General features: G+C 63.6%; 11 protein-coding genes. 3 read left to right on the top strand and 8 right to left on the bottom strand.

Features of this window, described 5'->3' with window-relative positions:
- Positions 1-3 precede the first annotated feature (3 nt).
- Complete coding sequence (locus E0H22_RS13440) at positions 4-1,104, bottom strand: lysine-2,3-aminomutase-like protein (RefSeq protein ID WP_233021525.1); 1,101 nt, start codon at positions 1,102-1,104, stop codon at positions 4-6.
- Positions 1,101-2,147 carry an EF-P lysine aminoacylase EpmA gene (gene epmA / locus E0H22_RS13435; RefSeq protein ID WP_233021524.1) on the bottom strand — a complete coding sequence of 349 codons (1,047 nt, stop codon included), beginning with the start codon at positions 2,145-2,147 and terminating at the stop codon, positions 1,101-1,103. Before epmA ends, E0H22_RS13440 begins: the two co-directional genes overlap by 4 nt.
- Positions 2,148-2,282: 135 nt before the next feature.
- Between epmA and efp the strand changes: the two genes are divergently transcribed.
- Positions 2,283-2,849: an elongation factor P gene (efp, locus tag E0H22_RS13430; protein WP_233021523.1), complete on the top strand. Its 567-nt coding sequence runs from the start codon at positions 2,283-2,285 to the stop codon at positions 2,847-2,849.
- A 177-nt stretch (positions 2,850-3,026) separates the two neighbouring features.
- The gene (locus tag E0H22_RS13425; RefSeq protein WP_233021522.1) at positions 3,027-4,256 is read left to right on the top strand and encodes a lytic murein transglycosylase; all 1,230 of its coding nucleotides are present in this window, start codon (positions 3,027-3,029) and stop codon (positions 4,254-4,256) included.
- Between the two features lie 439 nt (positions 4,257-4,695).
- On the opposite strand, the gene E0H22_RS13420 is transcribed toward E0H22_RS13425, so the two are convergent.
- The 3 genes from E0H22_RS13420 to E0H22_RS13410 form a co-directional block, all read right to left on the bottom strand.
- Positions 4,696-6,087, bottom strand: a complete 1,392-nt coding sequence (locus E0H22_RS13420; RefSeq protein ID WP_233021521.1) for a class II fumarate hydratase — start codon at positions 6,085-6,087, stop codon at positions 4,696-4,698.
- 7 nt (positions 6,088-6,094) lie between these two features.
- Complete coding sequence (locus E0H22_RS13415) at positions 6,095-7,072, bottom strand: tripartite tricarboxylate transporter substrate-binding protein (protein ID WP_233021520.1); 978 nt, start codon at positions 7,070-7,072, stop codon at positions 6,095-6,097.
- A 145-nt stretch (positions 7,073-7,217) separates the two neighbouring features.
- Positions 7,218-8,564: a class-II fumarase/aspartase family protein gene (locus tag E0H22_RS13410; protein ID WP_233021519.1), complete on the bottom strand. Its 1,347-nt coding sequence runs from the start codon at positions 8,562-8,564 to the stop codon at positions 7,218-7,220.
- Positions 8,565-8,699: 135 nt separating this feature from the next.
- Between E0H22_RS13410 and E0H22_RS13405 the strand changes: the two genes are divergently transcribed.
- Complete coding sequence (locus tag E0H22_RS13405) at positions 8,700-9,434, top strand: GntR family transcriptional regulator (protein WP_233026355.1); 735 nt, start codon at positions 8,700-8,702, stop codon at positions 9,432-9,434.
- Positions 9,435-9,562: 128 nt separating this feature from the next.
- Here the strand turns inward: E0H22_RS13405 and recJ are convergent, their stop codons facing one another.
- From recJ to E0H22_RS13390, 3 genes are all read right to left on the bottom strand, one after another.
- Entirely contained in the window at positions 9,563-11,401 is a 1,839-nt protein-coding gene (gene recJ / locus E0H22_RS13400; protein WP_233021518.1) for a single-stranded-DNA-specific exonuclease RecJ, read from the bottom strand.
- 176 nt (positions 11,402-11,577) lie between these two features.
- A complete protein-coding gene (locus tag E0H22_RS13395; RefSeq protein ID WP_233021517.1) occupies positions 11,578-12,297 on the bottom strand; it encodes a haloacid dehalogenase type II in 720 nt (239 codons plus the stop codon).
- A 154-nt stretch (positions 12,298-12,451) separates the two neighbouring features.
- A complete protein-coding gene (locus E0H22_RS13390) occupies positions 12,452-12,907 on the bottom strand; it encodes a GNAT family N-acetyltransferase (protein WP_233021516.1) in 456 nt (151 codons plus the stop codon).
- Positions 12,908-12,914: the final 7 nt, after the last annotated feature.

Raw genomic sequence — 12,914 nt, 5'->3', positions numbered from 1 at the left:
TTCTCACGACTTCGGCGGATAGATATGCACGTCACCGCAATAGTCCACCACACGATAGCTTGATTCCGGTGACGTAGCATCGGTCTCCTGCCGATTTGGCGCATCGTCTTGTGACAAGTACCCCGGTCCGATCGGCGCCTTGCCGTAGCCGCCGGGAATATCGAGCACATAGTCGGGCTGGCAAAGTCCTGAAACATGACCGCGGAGCGCCTGCATCAGCGCCTGTCCTTCGGCGATGGTGGTGCGCAGATGCGCGGTGCCGGGGGCGAGATCGCCGTGGTGCAGGTAATAGGGCTTGATGCGGTTCTCGACGAAACCGCGCATCAGCGCCGTCAGCGTCGCCGCATCGTCATTGACGCCGCGCAGCAGCACGGACTGGCTGACCATCGGGATTCCGCCATCGATCATGCGCGCGCAGGCCTCGCGCGCGGCCTGCGTGAACTCGCGCGGGTGATTGGCGTGCAGCGCGACCCAGGTCGATGCCCCTTTCGCACGCAACGCAGCAACCATCTCGTCGTTGACGCGCGCGGGATCGGCGACCGGCACACGCGTATGCAGGCGAATGATTTTGACATGATCGATGGCCGCGAGATCGGCCACGACGTCCTTGAGCCGCCGCGGCGACAGCATCAAGGGATCACCGCCAGTGAGGATCACTTCCCAGATCTCGTCATGGGAGCGGATGTAGCCCAGCGCCTTGTCATAGGCCTCGCGCGACAGCGCGGTCTCCTTGCCCGGGCCCACCATCTCGCGGCGGAAGCAGAACCGGCAATAGACCGCGCAGACGTGAACGAGCTTCAACAGCACGCGGTCGGGATAGCGATGCACGATGCCATCGACCGGCGCATGGGCGTGATCGCCGATCGGATCATCGCGCTCGTTGGACCGCGCATCGAGTTCGCGCGCATCCGGGATGTATTGTCGCGCGATCGGATCGTCGGGATCGTTCGTGTCGATCAGTTCCGCCACAGCCGGCGTCACCGCCACCGCATAGCGAGCGGCGACTTGTTCGAGCTCGGCCAGCGCCCGTTCCGGCGCGAGGCCTTCGGCGACAAGCTCGCTCGCCTGCCGCAGCGTGACCGGAATTTTTAAGGGCCTGTTCATGCCGGCGGCGTCCACACGACCTGATCGATCTTCGTCGCGCCGGCGGCCAGCATCACCAGGCGATCGAAACCAAGCGCAACGCCCGATGCCAGCGGCATCGCAGCGACGGCGGCAAGAAACTCCTCGTCGATCGGATAGCGCTCGCCATAGCGCCGCGCCTTCTCATCCATCGCCTCGGTGAAACGACGACGCTGTTCATCCGCATCGGTGAGTTCGCCGAACCCGTTCGCGAGCTCGACGCCGCAGGCATAGACCTCGAAGCGTTCGGCGACACGCGGATCGGAAGCCTTGGTCCGCGCCAGCGCCGCTTCAGGTGCCGGATACTCATAGAGCACGGTCATCCGACCCTCACCGAGATGCGGCTCGACATGTTCGACGAGGATCTTGCTGAAAATGTCCGACCAGGTGTCGTCTTCAGCGATCCGGACACAGCTCCGTGCCGCATCGGCGAGCGCATCGCGGTCACCTTTGCTCTGCCACACCGTTGCCGCAAGATTCACGCCTGCAAAGCGCTCAAAGGCATCGAACACCGTGAGGAATTCCGGCGGCAAACTTGCGTCGGCGTTGCCGCCGCGGAAGCTGAATTCGCGCGTCCCCGCCGTCTCCGCCGCCAATCGGATGATCGCGACAGTGTCGCGGATCACCGCCTCATAAGCCTCGTTGGCGCGGTACCATTCGAGCATGGTGAATTCCGGCAGATGTCGATCGCCGCGCTCGCGATCCCGAAATACCCGCGCCAGTTCGAAAATGCGCGTTTCGCCCGCCGCGAGCAGCTTTTTGCAGGCGAATTCAGGTGAAGTGCGCAGATATCGTGCGCGCTTCGCGCCGTCATGCCCGGCCAGATCCGCCCGCGGCGCATGCAGATGGGTCTCGTTGCCCGGCGAGACCACCAGCGCGCCGGTTTCCACCTCGGTGAAGCCCTCCGCCTCGAACCAGGCCCGCACAGCGCGCGTGATCTGGCCGCGCGCCAGCAGGAAACCGCGCCGGTCGGCATGGCGGTTTGGGCTCCACCAGGGGGAAATCGGGTCGGTTCCGGAGGTCAAAACAGCCCCTTTTTCGGTTGCAAGGTGCTGGCATTCCGACCGTAAATCAGTATGTTGCCCCCCGAAATCGCTTCGCAGGCCGCGCGGCAATCGTGCCCAGTCCGGCCTCGGCCGACAAATTCAGGAAAATTCACTGTGAGAGTCATCGCCAGTTCTATTCGCAAGGGCAACGTCATCGAGCAAGATGGCAAGCTCTATGTGGTTCTGTCCGCCGAGAACATCCATCCCGGCAAGGGCACCCCGGTCAGCCAGATCGAAATGCGCCGAATCAGCGACGGTGTGAAGATCTCGGAGCGCTACAAGACCACCGACCAGGTGGAAAAGGCGACCATCGAGGACCACAACTTCACCTATCTCTATCAGGACGGCGACGGCTTTCATTTCATGAACCAGGAGACCTATGATCAGGTCCAGGTTCCGCCGGATGTCATCGGCAATTCAGCACCTTACCTCCAGGAAAACATGGTCGTGAAGTTGTCGCTGCACGACATGGTACCGGTCGCCATCGTGCTGCCGCAGCGCGTCACGCTCGAGGTCGTCGAGACCGAACCGGTGACCAAGGGTCAGACCGCCTCGTCGTCCTACAAGCCTGCGATCCTGTCGAATGGCATCCGTTCGGCGGTCCCCCCGCATGTCGGCACCGGCACCCGCATCGTGGTGCTGACCGAAGACGGTTCTTACGTCGAGCGCGCCAAGGACTGATAGCCGCAATGCGTCGCAAGGATGACGCAGGAACGGCACTGGAATAACGCAAGACCGCCGCAAGCCCGAAAGTGGCCTACGGCGGTCTTTTCGTTCGTAATTCCAATACCTTGCGCCAACGGGAAACCGCGGCGCATTGTCCCTGACATGGCCGATTTCTTGCGGCTACACTGAGGCATGACCGCGCGCGATTCCCTGATCGACCGACGCCACCTGCTCCGCTCCGGCCTCGCCGCAGGCGTCTGTCTGGCCACGCCGAGAGTTTCCCTTGCCGCCCCCGCCGGCTTCGACGCCTGGCGTGACAGCTTCCGCACAAAGGCAACTGCCAAAGGCATCTCGGCCACGACCTATGATCGCGTGATGGGCCGACTGGAGCCGGACATGTCCGTGTTCCAGAAAATGAGGAAGCAGCCGGAGTTTCACGAGCAGGTCTGGCAATATGTGAATCGCCGCGCCTCCGACTGGCGCATCACCGCGGGCAAGGAGGCGCTACGCAAGAACGCCGGATTATTCGATCGCATCGAGCGCGATTTCGGCGTCGAGCGCGGCACTCTGCTGGCGCTGTGGGGCGTCGAGTCCGCTTATGGCGATCCCCTGGTGCAGCAGAACCACATGCGCCCGGTCTTCCCCTCACTCGCCGCGCTTGCCTGGAACGAGCCCCGCCGCCGCAGCTATTGGGAGACCGAACTCATCAATGCGCTGCGCATCGTGCAGAACGGCTGGGGCACGCCGGACGAGATGCGCGGCTCCTGGGCCGGCGCCATGGGGCACACGCAATGGATGCCGGAAGTCTGGCTCAATGTCGGCATCGACTATGACAAGGACGGCCGCGTCTCGCCCTTCGGCAAGCCGGACGATGCCCTCGGCTCCAGCGCGCGCTTCCTCGTCAATCGCGGCAAGTATCCTCGCGGCGAGCATTGGGGTTACGAGGTGCGCGCCAATGGCGCAGCAGCGTCCGATGCGAAGCGCTCATATGCATTATGGGCCGCAGCCGGCGTGACGCGCGCCGATGGACGGGCATTCCCGCAACCGAATGCAACGGCGAAGCTTTGGACGCCGGTGACGGGCGGACCGAGCTTCCTGCTTGGGCAAGGCTTCTACGCCGTACGCAGCTACAATCCGTCGATGAACTACGCGCTGGCGATCTGCCATCTCGGTGATCGCATCCTGGGCGCCCCGCCGTTCATCCAGCCCTTCCCCGGCTCCGAGCGCATCCTGACGCTGGCGGAAGTGCAGGAGCTGCAGACGCGGCTGACGCGCGCCGGCTTCGACACCGGCGGCACCGATGGGCGGGTCGGCAATGACACGATGCAGGCAGTACGTGATTATCAGACCAAGATGGGCCTGCTGCCGGCCGATGGTTATGGCGGACTGAAAGTACTGGCGCGGTTGCGGCAAGGCGGGTGAGTCCAACTCCGCCCTCATGGTGAGGAGCGCGCCGCGGGCGTGCGTCTCGAACCATGCGTGACTTGGCTCTGAGCCTGTGGCCATCCTTCGAGACGCCGCGCGTTGCGCGGCTCCTCAGAGCCTGACTCGTAAAGCGGTCGAGGTGGTTTTCGACTGCTTTTGCTTGGAACAATGTCCGTTCAGGTCAGGATCTCGATTCTCCGTCCCTCATCCTGAGGAGCCGCGCAGCGGCGTCTCGAAGGATGGCCGCACACTCTGAGCCAGGCGAGCTCATGGTTCGAGACGGCGCTGCGCGCCTCCTCACCTCAGCCTGAACGCAACTGCGTTCAGGCGGGAGGGACAGAGTGTGTTGCGTTCCGCGTCGGCGACCAGCAGCGCCAAACTACGGACCGCATTTCCAGTCAGACTCTCAGGATGAGGGACTGCGTATCGCTATACGCTATAAGAGTCCCGCCATCCGCTTGGGATCGACATAACGATCGTATTCCTCGCCTGAGAGCAGCCCCAGCGCAATCGCGGCTTCGCGCGGCGTGATCGCTTCGTCCAGCGCCTTCGCGGTGATCATCGCCACCTTGTCGTAGCCGATCACCGGATTGAGTGCCGTGGCGAGCAGCGGCGCATTCGCGACATTGACTGCAAGCTGGCGGCGGTCGACATCGAGATCACGGACCAGCCGCGATGCAAACACGCCGATCCCATCAGACAGGACGCGGATCGATTGCAAGACGTTGTAGATGATCACCGGCTTGGCGACGTTCAGTTCGAAATTCCCGGAGGCACCCGCGGCTGTGACGACAGCGTTGTTGCCCATGACCTGAAAGCACACCTGCGCCAGCATCTCGGCGATGGTCGGGTTGCGCTTGCCCGGCATGATCGAACTTGTCAGCCCGTCATGCGGGATGACGAGCTCACCGAGCCCGCAGCGCGGACCGGAGCCGAGGAGGCGAACATCGTTGGCGATCTTCAGCAGCGTGACGGCAAGGCCGTTCAACGCGGCCGAGACCTCCACCAGCGCGTCATGAGCGCCCATGCCTTCGAACTTGCTGGGGTTCGGGACGAAGATTTCACCAGTCAATGCATTCAGGTGGTCGCAGAATGCGACGTCGAAGCCATCGGGCGCATTGAGCCCCGAACCGACCGCCGTGCCGCCTTGCGGCAGCATCAGCAGGCGCGGAAGAACGGCCTCGATACGGTCGATGGCGTGGCCGGTCTGGCGCGCGAAGGCGTCGAAGGCCTGCCCCATGGTCATCGGCACCGCGTCCATCAGATGCGTGCGGCCAATCTTCACGACATCGGCGAAAGTGTCCGCCTTGGCGCGAAGTTCATCCCGCAGCATCTGCAAAGCCGGCAGCAAGGCGCTGCGCAATTGCAGCGCCGTCGCGATGTGCATCACGGTCGGGAAACTGTCGTTGGAGGATTGCGAGCAGTTGACGTGATCGTTGGGATGCACCGGCGACTTAGTACCGAGCGGCCGGCCCAGCAGCTCGTTGGCGCGGTTCGCGATCACCTCATTGGCGTTCATGTTGGTCTGGGTGCCGGAGCCGGTCTGCCAGATCGGCAACGGGAAATGATCGTCGAAACGACCCTGCTGCAATTCGCGTGCGGCGGCCTCGATAGGCGCGGCGATCTCCGATGCGATCGCACCGAGCTGCCGATTGGCCTGCACCGCTGCGATCTTCTGCAAGGCGAAGGCGCGGATGAGCGCGACCGGAAAGCGCTCGTCGCTGACTTGAAACACCTCGAGGGCGCGCTGGGTCTGCGCGCCCCAATAACGATCCTTCGGCACGTTGATGCCGCCAAAGGAATCCTGCTCGATGCGCGTGTCGGTCACGTCATGCTCACTGCGCACCGACAACGCCGGCGTTCTTGATGATCGGCGTCCACTTGTCGATCTCGGCCTTGAGATGTTTTGCGAGGGCATCCGGCGTGGCGCACTCCGGCGCAACGGGCTGCGCCCCCAGCGCCGCGAGACGCGTCTTCACGGTTTCGTCCTTCAGCGCCACATTCAAGGCGGCATTGAGCTTGTCGAGCACCGGCTTCGGCGTGCCCTTGGGCGCGAACAGGCCGTACCAGACGGTGTAGGTGAAATCCTTCAAGCCGGCCTCGGTGGTGGTCGGCAGGTTCGGAAGCGCCGGTGCGCGCTCGGTGCTGGTGACCGCATAACCCTTGATGGTGCCGCCATCGACATTGCCGACGACATTGACGATCTGGTCACACATCACATCGACCTGCCCGCTCATCATGTCGTTCATCGCAGGACCCGCGCCGCGATAGGCGATCTGGGTCGGCTGCGTACCGGTGGCGGCGTTGAGCAGAAGGCCGCAGAGGTGCGAGGCCGAGCCGATGCCGGCATGGGCGTAGTTCACCTTCTCCTTCGTGGTCTTCATCCAGGCGATCAGCTCTTCCAGATTCTTCGCCGGCAGATCCTTTCGCGCGACGAAGACCGACGGCAGATCGACCGCGAGACCGATCGGCTCATAGTCCTTGATCGGATCGTATTTGAGTTTCGGATACAGCGCGGGATTGGTGGCGTGGCTGATATGGATCAGCAGCAGATTATAGCCATCGGGCGGAGAACCCGCGACCTTGGCACTGCCGATGGAGCCGCCGGCGCCCGTGGTATTCTCGACGATGACCTGCTGCTTCAGGGGGCCGCTCATGGCCTGCGCGAGAAGGCGCGCAATGGTGTCGCCGGGGCCGCCGGCCGAATACGGCATGTTCATGGTGATGGTGCGGGTCGGAAATTCCTGCGCAACGGCAGATGCCACGCTGAACGCGGTGCCTAGTGCAAATGCAGTCGCCAGTATCGTCTTCATTGAATCCTCCCTGTTGCTATTGTCCCGGCTCGTAGGATGGCTAGAGCCCAGCGAAACCCATGCTGTCTGTCGTTGCGGCGAGCTCGGCCGATGGGTTTCACTCCGGCGCGTCGAGCCTTCGCTCTACCCATCCTACAAAGTCCCCTTACTTGCTCAGGCTCAGCACGCGATCGACCATCGGCCCGCACAGGCCGAGATAGTTGGCGGGATCGCAATGCTTGCGGATGTTGTCCTTGCCGCCGAGCGCTTCGACGATCTCGGGCACCTCTGCAAGAATGTCGGCGAGTTGGCCGCCACCTTCGATGGCCTTGCGGCAGGCGTCATAGACGACGTCATGCGCATGCTGGCGGCCGAGCTTTGGTGCAGCGGCCATCATGACCGCCTCGGCGACGATGAGACCGTGAGTGAGACCGAGATTGTCCAGCATGCGCTGCTCGTGCACGACGAGACCGCCGAGCATGAACTTCGCGTTGGCCAGCGACGAGGCGGTGAGCAGGAAACTTTCCGGCAGCGAGGCCCATTCGACATGCCACGGTCCAGTGGCACGTTCGAGATCATGGATCATGCCGTCGAGCATGGTGGCGACGTGCTGGCGCACCGCCTTTGCGGCGGCAAGCATCAGCTCGCTCGAGATCGCGTTACGCTTTTGCGGCATCGTGGATGAGGCACCGCGACCGGGCACGAAGGGCTCGGATACCTCGCCGAATTCGGACGAGGACAACAGCATCACGTCGGTGGCAATCTTGCCGAGGGTGCCGGTGATCAAGCCGAGCAGTGTCACGGCCTCTGCAATACCGTCGCGGGCGACATGCCAGGTGATCGACGGCTGATGCAGGCCGAGTTCTTCGCAGAACAGCTTCTGCATTTCGAGGCCGCCCTCGCCTACCGAAGCGAGCGTACCGGCAGCACCGGAGAATTCGCCAAGCAGGATGCGCGGCAATGCCTGATCGACGCGCTGGATATGACGATCGATCGACGACAGCCAGACGGCAGCCTTATAGCCGAAGGTCACCGGCAGCGCCTGCTGCAGATGGGTTCGCCCGGCCATCGGCGTGTCGCGATGCTTCTTCGCCATGGCTTTCAGGATGTCGCTGACAGCGCGGAGATCGCGGGCAACGATCTTCAGCGCGGCACGGACCTGCAGAACATTGGCGGTGTCCATGATGTCCTGGGTCGTCGCGCCCCAATGGACGTAGCGGCCGGCCTCGCCCGCGGCGGCGGAGAGCTGGTGGACGAGCGGCAGGATGGGATAGCCGACGATCTCGGTCTCATGGCGGAGCTTGTCGAAATCGATCTGGATGGATTTTGCGGCGGCCTCGATGGCTGCGGCAGCGTCCTTGGGGACCACACCCATCCGGGCCTGGGCGCGCGCGAGTGCCACCTCGGCCTCGATATAGCGGCCGACCAGAGCCTCGTCGGTGAAGACCTCACGCATCTCCGCGGTGCCAAACATATCGCGAAACAGCACCGAGTCGAAAACCGTGCTCCCCATCGAGCCCTCCCTTTATGTTCGTACATATTAAATTGTACGAACATAAATCCTATGTCAACCTGCTTCCTTGACGGGGCGGTGGCGGATCGGGCTTCCATGGATGGGAACAGAGACTCAGGGGCTCGCGTGGCAACGATGGAAAAGCGATACGCGTTCGTGGCCCGGGCGCTGACCGAGGCGATTGCCGATGGCCGTCATCCGGTGGGGTCGGTCCTGCCGACGGAGTTCGAGCTGGCGGAGCAGTTTGCGGTCAGCCGTTCAACGGTGCGCGCGGCGATGCAGGAGCTGCAGGCATCGGGACTGGTGAGCCGCAAGCGCAATGCCGGCACCCGCGTGGAGGCTGCGGCGCCGACGCACGGTGGCGACGGCTTCACGCAGGCGCTGAACACGATCGAAGCCGTGCAGCAGTTCGGCACCGAGACCGAGCGGCACGTGCAGCGCGTGGCGGATGTGGTCGCGGATAGCGAGCTGGCGGGGCAGCTCGGCTGCCGGCCGGGCCGGCGCTGGCTGTGCATTTCGAGCCTGCGCATGATCCCGGGCGATGCGACGCGGACGCCGATCTGCTGGACCGATGTATATATCGATGGCGCCTTTGCCGATGAGGTGCGCGCGAAGATGGCGGGGCATCACGAGATCTTCGGCACGCTGGTGGAGAAGATTTCAGGACGGCGCTTCGTGGAGATCCGGCAGGATATCTCGGCAGTCGGCGTCTCGCAGGCGATGGCCGAGCCGCTGAAGGCAAAAGCCGGCGCACATGCGTTGTCGATCCGCCGGCAGTATCTGTTCGCCTCGAACGAACTGGCGGAAGTCTCGCTCAGTATTCACCCGGCCGATCGGTATCGGTATTCGACAAGGTTGCGACGGAGCTAGCGCGGTTCTCACTGTCATCGCCCGGCTCGACCGGGCGATCCAGTAGACACTGCGGTCGATGATCGAGCACGCCCGACGCCGTTTACCGGGTCACCCGGTCAAGCCGGGTGACGACAAGCGGGATGCGCTTACCTGATCATCCTCGGCTCACTCGACGGCAGCGCCACGTCGATGACACGCATCTGCACCCGCTCCTGCCCCTGCCAGCGATCGACGGTGAGCGAACCGGCTACATGCACCTCCTGGCCGCGATATTCCTGCAGCGCGTTGCCGAGCTTCTGTCCGACACTGCGGAAGGCGATGCCATTCACCATGGCGCCATCCGACGACTTCAGACGCAGCCGCAGATGCGCCTGCCCGACCTCATCGACATAAGCGAGCTGATGCGACGGCAGCGCAATCACCGGTTCGGGATTGGCCTGGCCGAAGGGCCCGGCACGGTTGAGCGTGTTGACGAGTTCGACGGTGACACCACGCGCCGTGACGGCGCCATCGATGAACAGCTCCTTCTCGTTGCGAGACTTTGCGACATCGGCGGCCAGCTTTTCCTCGATATAGGCGCGGAATTCACCGAGCTTTTCCTTGCGCAAGGTCACACCCGCCGCCATCGCGTGACCGCCTCCCTTGATGAGCAGGCCATCGGCCACCGCCTGCCGCACCGCCTTGCCGAGATCGACGCCGGAAATCGAGCGGCCCGAGCCGGTGCCGAGACCACCGGGCTCCAGCGCAATTGCAAAGGACGGCCGCGCAAACTTCTCCTTCAGCCGCGAGGCGACAAGACCGACGACGCCGGGATGCCACCCCTCGCGGGCGGTGACGATGACGGAGCCTTTGTCCTCGAGACCGAGAGCGGCGAGCGCCTCTGCTTCCGCCTGCGCTTCGGCGGCCTGTTCGATGATACGGCGTTCGGTGTTGAGACGGTCGAGTTCGGCGGCGATCCTTGCGGCTTCCGACACATCGCCTTCAAGCAAAAGCCGCACCCCGAGATCGGCGCGGCCGATGCGGCCGCCGGCATTGATGCGCGGTCCCAACATGAAGCCGAGGTGCCACGCTTCCGGCGGCCCGTTGAGCCGCGCCACATCCATCAGCGCGGTGTGACCGATATGATCCCGGCGACGCAGCGCAATGAGGCCTTTGGCGACGAAGGCGCGGTTGAGGCCGATCAGCGGCGCCACGTCGGCGACGGTGCCGAGCGCCACGTGATGCAGCATGTCGAGCAGGTTCGGCTCGGGCTTTTGCGGGGTCCAGAAACCGCGCTGGCGCAGTTCGCGATTGACGGCCACCAGCGTGATCAGCACGAGCCCGACGGCCGCGAGATGGCCGAGGCCGGAAATATCGTCGAGGCGATTGGGATTCACGACGGCATCGACGTCGGGCAGTTCCTCATTGGCCTGATGGTGATCGATGACCACCACGGACATGCCGAGCTTCTTGGCTTCCGCCAGCGGCTCGAAACTCGTGGTGCCGCAATCGACGGTGACGAGCAGCGTATTGCCCTTCCCGGCCAGCGCGCGGATCGCATCGACATTGGGACCGTAGCCTTCGAAGATGCGGTCGGGAATGTGGATGTCAGGATCGAGGCCGCAATGGCGCAGATGCCAGGCGAGCAGCGCGGAGGACGTCGCGCCGTCCACGTCATAGTCGCCGAAGATCGCGACCTGCTCGCCGCGCTCGGCGGCGTCAGCGATACGCTTGGCGGCGGCTTCCATCTGAGTAATGGTGAACGGATCCGGCATCAGCTTGCGGATGGTGGGATCGAGGAAATCCTCGACGGCATCGAGGTCGATGTTTCGCCCCGCGATGACACGCGCCAGCATCTCCGGCAGCCTGAACCGCTGCACCATCGCCAGCGCCCGCGCGGCGCCGCGCTGATCGACGCGGTCGCGCCAAATCCGGCCGGTGGCGGATCGGGTCACGCCGAGAAAGGCAGGATGGATCAGGTCGGGGATGTCGGTGGTCGCGGCCATGCGCGCAGATAAGCATGATAGGCGCGCAAGGGAAATGGCGGGTGTTGAAGCCCGCACCATCCATCATGGTGAGGAGGCGCGGAGCGCCGTCTCGAACCATGAGATGTGGAGCTCCGCGGCCATCCTTCGAGACGCCGCTGCGCGGCTCCTCAGGATGAGGGCGGAGTGCGGGTTGCTCAGCACCCCAGCCGCTTCGCCAGATCCTCAAAATCATCCGCCACCACGTCCCAGTCGCCATCCGCCGTGAAGTCGCGGTTCTGCAGCGGGCCGTATTCGGTAATGCGGGGAACGAAGCCGGTCTTGAGGCCGCATTTTTGGGCAGCATCGAGATCGTTGTTATGGGCCGCGACCATCATCACTTCATGCGGCTTCAGGCTGAGCAGCTCGCAGGCGCCGAGATAGCTTTCGGGGTCCGGCTTGTAGTGCTTGAACAGTTCGGCGCTCATGATCAGGTCCCATGGCAGGCCGCCGAATTTCGCCATGTTGGTGAGCAGCACGACATTGCCGTTCGACAGCGGGCTGATGATATATTTCGTTTTCAGGCGCGTGAGGCCCGCGACTGAGTCCTTCCAAGGATGCAGGCGGTGCCAGCCAAGGGTGAGATGCTGCAGATCATCATCCGTCAGGCCCTTGATGCCAAACTTTTCGACCAGCGTTTCAAGCGACAGCCGATGCAGCTTGTCGAGCTTGAGGAAGCCGCGTTCGGGATGATGACGCACGGTGTCCATGGAGGGCACGTAAGCCTGCCGCCAGGCATCGACCAGCGCCGGCCAGTCGGCCTTGACGCCGCGGGCCGCGCTCCATGTGGTGAAATCGTTGATGAGGCTGGTGCGCCAGTCGACGACGGTACCGAACACATCGAAGATCAGCGCCTTGACAGTGGTGATATCGCTCATGATTTCGCTCCCATGTTTTGTTTTTTGTTCTTGGTGGTCATTCCGGGGCGCACCGCAGATGCGAACCCGGAATCCCGCAGTGTTTGGCCTGACGGTGTTTCAACCAGATCGAGGTCCCGCGTTCGCGCCTGGCGGCGCGCTCCGGGGCGACGAGCTAAAACACTTTGCGATACTGCATGAAGCCGGAATTATCCGCGACCTGATCGTAGAGAATGCGCGCCTGCGCATTCTCGTTTTGCGTCAGCCAGTGGACGCGGCTGCAGCCATCCGCTTTCGCCTTCGCATAGACCGCCTCGATCAACGCGCGACCGAGGCCGAGCCCGCGGGCGCTGCTGTCGACGAACAGGTCCTGCAGATAGCAGTAATCCCCCGGTGTCCAGGACGAGCGGTGATACAGGAACTGGACGATGCCCGTGAGCTTGCCGTCCACGTAAGCGCCAAGCAGGAACATCTGCTCGTTCGCATCGTGAAAGCGCTTCCAGGCCGTGTCGGTTGCGACTTGCGGCAGCGTGGCCTTGTAGAAGGTCAGATAGCCCTGCCACAACGGCTCCCAGGCGGCCCGTTCATCGGGACCAACCGGACGGATCTCGATATTCTCGACTTTCGGCATTTGCGCG

The sequence above is a fragment of the Rhodopseudomonas boonkerdii genome (assembly GCF_021184025.1).
In the GTDB taxonomy this organism is placed as follows: Bacteria; Pseudomonadota; Alphaproteobacteria; order Rhizobiales; family Xanthobacteraceae; genus Tardiphaga; species Tardiphaga boonkerdii.
This window is presented reverse-complemented; position numbering and strand designations above follow the sequence as displayed.

Bases quoted from the DNA above. Each gene is read 5' to 3' on its own strand.
- E0H22_RS13440 (WP_233021525.1), bottom strand. From the start codon at position 1,104: ATGAACAGGCCCTTAAAAATTCCGGTCACGCTGCGGCAGGCGAGCGAG.
- E0H22_RS13425 (WP_233021522.1), top strand. From the start codon at position 3,027: ATGACCGCGCGCGATTCCCTGATCGACCGACGCCACCTGCTCCGCTCC.
- E0H22_RS13415 (WP_233021520.1), bottom strand. From the start codon at position 7,072: ATGAAGACGATACTGGCGACTGCATTTGCACTAGGCACCGCGTTCAGC.
- E0H22_RS13410 (WP_233021519.1), bottom strand. From the start codon at position 8,564: ATGGGGAGCACGGTTTTCGACTCGGTGCTGTTTCGCGATATGTTTGGC.
- E0H22_RS13405 (WP_233026355.1), top strand. From the start codon at position 8,700: ATGGAAAAGCGATACGCGTTCGTGGCCCGGGCGCTGACCGAGGCGATT.
- recJ (WP_233021518.1), bottom strand. From the start codon at position 11,401: ATGGCCGCGACCACCGACATCCCCGACCTGATCCATCCTGCCTTTCTC.
- E0H22_RS13395 (WP_233021517.1), bottom strand. From the start codon at position 12,297: ATGAGCGATATCACCACTGTCAAGGCGCTGATCTTCGATGTGTTCGGT.
- E0H22_RS13390 (WP_233021516.1), bottom strand. From the start codon at position 12,907: ATGCCGAAAGTCGAGAATATCGAGATCCGTCCGGTTGGTCCCGATGAA.